Genomic DNA, 3,852 nt, shown 5'->3' with positions numbered 1-3,852 from the left:
ACCAGACCAGAAGTATTCAGCAAGGCGTCAGTCGCCGGAAGCTTACGCAACGTATGAAGTACGGGCAGCATATCGGCCTGCTGCATGGGCGCGGCGAAACCCGGCGCATTACACAGCCCTATACCGACCACACCCAGTCCACGCGCCCCGTCGATCGCCACATGACGCGCTTTACGGGATAAAGCATGAATATTGGGGGCCGCAGGCGGATGCAAAGACCTTCCCCGGCCTACGCGGGGTTCTGCACGCCATGTGCCCGCAGGGTGGCATGGAGGGCACGGGCCTGTTCCAGCAGACCCGGATTGATTTCCGATACCACCCGGGGGGAAACCGCACGCAGGCTGGACAGATCCAACGGCTGCGATAAGGCCAGGGCCGCCGTCAGCGGCACGACATAACTGGCCGCATCGGCGCACACGGCATCATAATCCACAAAAACCTGCCGTGCCCTGACTTCAGCGGGCTGTGCGAGAAGGGCCGTATAGACACTTGTCCACAACTGCAGCCAGTAATCTATCCCGTTGCGATCACCTGTTGCAGCCGGGTGCCCCGAAAACAGAAAGGGACGCTGGTCACCGCCGAATTCATAATGGCCCAGCCAGCGCATGAAATCACGGCGGAAAGGATCGTCATGCGCCAGGGTCAGAGCCTGGATATGCTGACGCCGCAGCGATAGGGCCTGCTGGAGAGGATCACGGAAAGGATGGACAAGAATAGCCTGCGGAAAAGCTTCCAGCAATGCCGGCAACCGCAGCACATTGGCATTATTCTTGGAAAGATAGCGCGCGCCTCCGTACCGCCGGCGGATCAGCCCCACGTAATCACGGAACGCCTTGATGGTCTCGGCTTGCGGTGGAACAGGGGTCAGGCCATCCGGGCCGACATAGCGGGTCCCTTCGAAATGTCGCCAGAAGACTTCCTCAATGGCTTCGGCACTATCGAGATCATGGAAAATACCATCTCCATGTCCGCGTTCCGTACGCGTGACCTGCCGTTTGAAACTGGCCGAAAGTCTGGCCCAGCCGTTAGGCGCCAAGGGAAAAGGCAGATCGCGGTACGTCAGCGAAGCCATATGATACTGTTCATGCAAAAGCCGCGTCAGGATAGTCGTACCGGCCCGCGCCAGACCTGTCACGAACAGCGGTTGTTCCCCATCCGTCCAAGGCCTGTAGCGCGCACGTTCCATATCAAACGTGATGTCGAGTATGGCCCGGTTGCCCAGCGCCACACGCTGTAGAAAGCGTTCCGATCTGCTGCCACTATCCCCCTTCCCGTCATTGCCCTTCGCCCTGCGCATATGACGACGCACGAGCAGATAAAGCAGTGAAACCGCCACGATGGCCAGCCGTTCCCGCCAGTCGGCATAGGCCCGTCCCAGCCCGTAAGGCCAGATGGCATTGACTGCCACTATCAGCGCGAAGGGGCTGGCGACCAGGGCAATCAGGCCGAAGCTGCGCAGGGAATGCAGCATGAGCCGGGCAGACATGAGCCGCAGCGCCCGTTCCTTGGCCCATTCGGACACACGATGCCGCAACAGGAGCCGGACAGCCCTCTGTCCTTTGCGGTTCAGGCCGCGCAGGCATCCCAATATGCCGGTAGCCCAGACCAGTTCGATACTTGCAAGCGTAGCCAGCAACAGTACGGCCAGACCGATCATGGTCAGCAACCGTCCTGCAGATGCAGCATCATCCGGGAAAGAATGTTACAAAACCGCTGCATTTCGTTACGCTTGCGGCGGCGAGGATGAATGGTCCTTGGTCAATTGGGCCTGCTGCGTACCACGCATGCGCCTTATCAGGCGTTTACATGGGTACCAGACAATGGAAATAAACGCGAGGAGGACGGCTCCCATCACCCCCAACGCACTCCCGATGGCACCAAGACCCAGCCCCGGTCCCATATAAGCCAGTGCTGTCGCAGGATTGGCGGCAAGCAGTATAACCGAACCGATACGGAGAAGAGCTGGAATCTTCAATTGCATTTTGCGTCTTTCGCCAAGGTGATTGCGCCACTGTTACTTACAGGATCGATATAACGGCTCCATCGGAGTTGCAGACGGTGCATCTCCGGTGTCGCTGCTGTATAAAGCCACCGTATTGTCCCGTCGAGGGATAGTCGCATAAGGCGTCCCTGTTCGGTTTCCTCAATCATGGAATCACCATTGGAAAGAGGCGTGGCCCGTCCCTGCGCGCGCGTATGGACATGCAGTTTTTCCATCACGCCTGCCAACGGATAGCTTACCGTATTCGTATCAAAATCATAAACCGCGACGCGATTGACGCCATCGACCGCCCCTTCGGGATAGGCTACGCGCCAGTGGTTATCGAATATGGAAATTCGATGATCATCCACAATGCTCACATCATGCTGCATGGCCCATGGTCCTGCCTTCCACCATATTACCTTGCCTGTGGCAGGACGGTAAAGCATCACGACAGACAGATTACGCAGGCTGAGGAACAGATCGCCCTTCTGCCAGTAAGGGCCTGAACGCAGCACGGGCTGCACATCATTCAGGTGAAAGGGATCATCCGTATAGGGACGGGTACGCCACAGCCACCCCATATCATTGGCATCAAGAATGTCAGCCACACGTTCCGTATGAAGTATCTGCCCTTCCGGGCTTACCTTCATGATGGCTTCATCATTAAAAAGGGGGCCAACATCAGGAATTTTTGCCTGCGGGTAGCGGAAACTAGCCCAGATATTGCCATCTTCATCAAGTTCGGCCGAATGATGGAAAATACCATCGATCATCCATTCCAGACGACCACACACATCGTACCGTGTAAGCGGGGAACTGTCGTGGATGACAAGACCACCATCGGGCATGAGTAACGGATGCATCATAAGATGCAGTCCGGTATTGCGGTCCCGCCTGAGATCAATCAGGGCCGAACTGAAGGTCGAACGCCGTACCATCGCCTGGATATCAGGCGCATACTGATGAATGACCGTACCATCCGAAAGACGGATCAGGCGCACGACTGGCCGTTTCAACGTTTCATCAAAAGCCGTAAGCAGCATATAACCGTTATCAACAAACGGCTGATCCGGATTTCGCCACAGCCCCTGCGCGCGCGGCTCATAGGGGCCGTCCACATCGGGTCGCGCCACCTGTGTGGGATTGCGAAACGTCTTTTTCAGGACAAAAGGTACATTGGCCAGCCCCAGCACGGCTTCCTGTGCCATTTTCTGCTTGGGTGGCCGCAGCACCAGCGCCCCGAATATAATGGCCACGACCAGTCCCATCATGATGGCCAGCATCAGAAGCCAGAGAGGCACGGGCCAGAACATGATCCGTTCCATCCCGGAAGACACCGTTGGGCTCGACTGTTTCTTTGTATCTTTTAAAAACGCCAACCTGATATCCTGATATCCGCCGCGCTGTTACCTCGACCTGTAAGAGCCCGATCCGAAAGTTTTTCAAGCTTGACAATGCCTTGCTGTCCGTCGTGTGAGCATGCGGATCGAGGCGATCAATGTCCATGCGGTTGAGGACGCAATGGATTGTTCCCAATCTTTGGCGAGCCGCCTGCACCGTCCCAGCCAGGCGAATGTCCGTTCAACCACCCAGCGGCGCGGCAGGATCTGAAAGCCTTTCACCGTATCGGACCGCCTGATGATTTCGACCGTCCATTTTCCCATGGAGGCGAGCGCGGATCGCAATTTCTCGCCAGCATAGCCGCCATCAGCGAAGATGTGGCGCAGCCAGGGAAAGCGCCTGCGTATTGCCGCCAGGACATCAACGGCCCCATCACGATCCTGGATATCGGCGGCATGAACGAGGAGAAAGATCAGGAAGCCGCAGGTATCAGTCACGATATGGCGCTTGCGGCCCTTGACCTTCTT

Annotated in this window: 3 protein-coding genes and 1 pseudogene; 1 reads left to right on the top strand and 3 read right to left on the bottom strand. The window is 57.2% G+C overall.

Features of this window, described 5'->3' with window-relative positions:
* Positions 1–182 (top strand): hypothetical protein (locus tag GEU01_RS27120; RefSeq protein ID WP_232272641.1); only part of this gene is annotated, 182 nt, incomplete at its 5' end.
* 47 nt (positions 183–229) lie between these two features.
* On the opposite strand, the gene GEU01_RS19855 is transcribed toward GEU01_RS27120, so the two are convergent.
* From GEU01_RS19855 to GEU01_RS19845, 3 genes and pseudogenes are all read right to left on the bottom strand, one after another.
* Positions 230–1,657 (bottom strand): sulfotransferase, encoded by a 1,428-nt coding sequence (locus tag GEU01_RS19855; protein ID WP_019087442.1) that lies wholly within the window; start codon positions 1,655–1,657, stop codon positions 230–232.
* 314 nt (positions 1,658–1,971) lie between these two features.
* Positions 1,972–3,297 (bottom strand): arylsulfotransferase family protein, encoded by a 1,326-nt coding sequence (locus tag GEU01_RS19850; protein ID WP_157212904.1) that lies wholly within the window; start codon positions 3,295–3,297, stop codon positions 1,972–1,974.
* A 129-nt stretch (positions 3,298–3,426) separates the two neighbouring features.
* A pseudogene (locus tag GEU01_RS19845) lies at positions 3,427–3,852 on the bottom strand (IS5-like element IS1031A family transposase); the annotation flags it as partial.

It is taken from the genome of Komagataeibacter europaeus LMG 18890, assembly GCF_000285295.1.
GTDB lineage: Bacteria > Pseudomonadota > Alphaproteobacteria > Acetobacterales > Acetobacteraceae > Komagataeibacter > Komagataeibacter europaeus.
This window is presented reverse-complemented; position numbering and strand designations above follow the sequence as displayed.